We start from the raw sequence: 1,723 nt of genomic DNA, 5'->3' as shown, positions 1-1,723 counted from the left end.
ACGCTCACGCGGACTCCTCCAACCCGGCATCGCTTACAGCTGGTGGTGGTGTGCTGATCGCGGCCCACCCGCCGGTGCCTTGGGCGAGGGACTTCTCTTCGGCTGCAGTGTGGGTGGCGGACTGTTGGGTGGTCGCATTCAGGATCGAGGCCAGGTCACCGTTCGCGAACCGGTGATGAGTCGCCGCGATACCCAGCGCCGCATCAACATCAGCTGCAGCGCCGATCTTTGACAAGGTCACCGCTTCCGCCATTTTCTGATTCATCCGGGCTGTCCCTGCGGCTGCGGCTTCCAGTAGCCAGGCGTGCGCGCCAGCTCCGATCTCCAGGAACTCAGCTTCCGCTTTCGATCGGGGCACGATGACGTAGTCGCCGGGCTGTTTCGGGGTGTGGCCGGGGAAGTGCTCCTCGATGATTCGCGGGGAACCGGGCCGGGCCCGGTCATGGCGGGCGACCTCGATAGGCCCATCACTGCTGTGGTGCACGATGATGACCTGCTCGCTATCGCCGGCACCGTGGGTTCGGACGAACACTTTCGCACCGAGCAGTCGCGCGGGCACCGAGTACTGACCGTTTTCGAAGGTGACCATCGGGGTGTTATCCGGTACCCGCCGTGACAGGCCGAACGCGACGGTGTGCGCCGTGTCGGGAACCCGGTGCAACCGGGGGCGTTCCTCCTCGAGCATCACCGCGGGCTTGCGCCTCGTGGCCCGATGCTCGCGGGTGTTCACGAGATCCATGAACGCCTGGCAGGCGGCCTCGACCTCAGCGAACGTCGCGTATTCGGGCAGCAGGTTCGTGGCCTTCGGCACGATGTCAGCCTTCGCGAGCTTCACCGAGGCTTCGACGCCGCCCTTGGATGCGGGGTCCGCGGGCTGACAGGTCAGCACCGTGACCCCGTAGTGCCGGGCGAAGTCCACGGTCTGCCGATTCCTGACCGGCACCCCGGCGATATGGCTGACGGTCACCGTTTTCTCGTTATCGGTCAGCACATATGTTGGTGCGCCGCCAAGGATCCGGAACGTACGATCAAGCGCTGCGAATACCGAGGGTGCGGTCCGGTCGCGGAGCGCGATCACGATTCGGAACCTTGACCACGCGACCCACGCGACGAACAACACCGTCTTGACGCCGCCGATGACCGGGCCGTCACCGAAGTCGTACTGCAACCACTGACCAGGCTCTGTGACCCAAGGCCTGTGCACCCGAACCCGGCCGAACCGCCACGCGGTACGAACCTGCGCGACCGCACGCCGTGACGAGCGTGCCGAGCCTTCGTACCCGAGAGCAACGAGTTTGTCGTGCGCTTTGTCAGCACGGATCTTGCCCTTGGACGCCTCGACCCATTCCTCGATCTTTGGCATGAACGGGTCCGTGACACGCGGGCGCTCGGCAGGCTGGGCGATCGGCTGGCCGGCGTCGCGGGCGGCAACATGCTTGCCGACAGTGTGATGCGAGCACCCGGCAAGAGCAGCCGCAGCACGCAGCGATCCCGTCAAGTCATACGCGGCGAGTATTTCCATGATTTCTCCGTCAGACTTCATTCAGAGCCTCTTCCCGCAACAGATTTGATGTGACTAAACATCGTCATCAAATCGCAGGAAGAGGCTCCCGGCGCTCAACGCGTCCGGGCACGAAACAGAAGTGGGCAGAACTCGTGGCCACCAGCGGGCAATTCCCCTGGCCACCAGCGGGCAGAACTACTGGCCGCCCATGGGCAGTTT

At 64.5% G+C, this 1,723-nt stretch carries 1 protein-coding gene; it reads right to left on the bottom strand.

Annotation, left to right across the window (positions count from 1 at the left end; all coding sequences use genetic code 11):
- Positions 1-4: 4 nt before the first annotated feature.
- Positions 5-1,543 carry an IS21 family transposase gene (istA, locus tag B7R24_RS16725; protein WP_116420187.1) on the bottom strand — a complete coding sequence of 513 codons (1,539 nt, stop codon included), beginning with the start codon at positions 1,541-1,543 and terminating at the stop codon, positions 5-7.
- Positions 1,544-1,723 lie beyond the last annotated feature (180 nt).

It is taken from the genome of Subtercola boreus, assembly GCF_003399645.1.
Taxonomy (GTDB): domain Bacteria; phylum Actinomycetota; class Actinomycetes; order Actinomycetales; family Microbacteriaceae; genus Subtercola; species Subtercola boreus_A.
This window is presented reverse-complemented; position numbering and strand designations above follow the sequence as displayed.

What these genes read in the sequence shown, in the direction of transcription:
- istA (WP_116420187.1), bottom strand. Translation starts at nt 1,543, where the DNA reads ATGAAGTCTGACGGAGAAATCATGGAAATACTCGCCGCGTATGACTTG.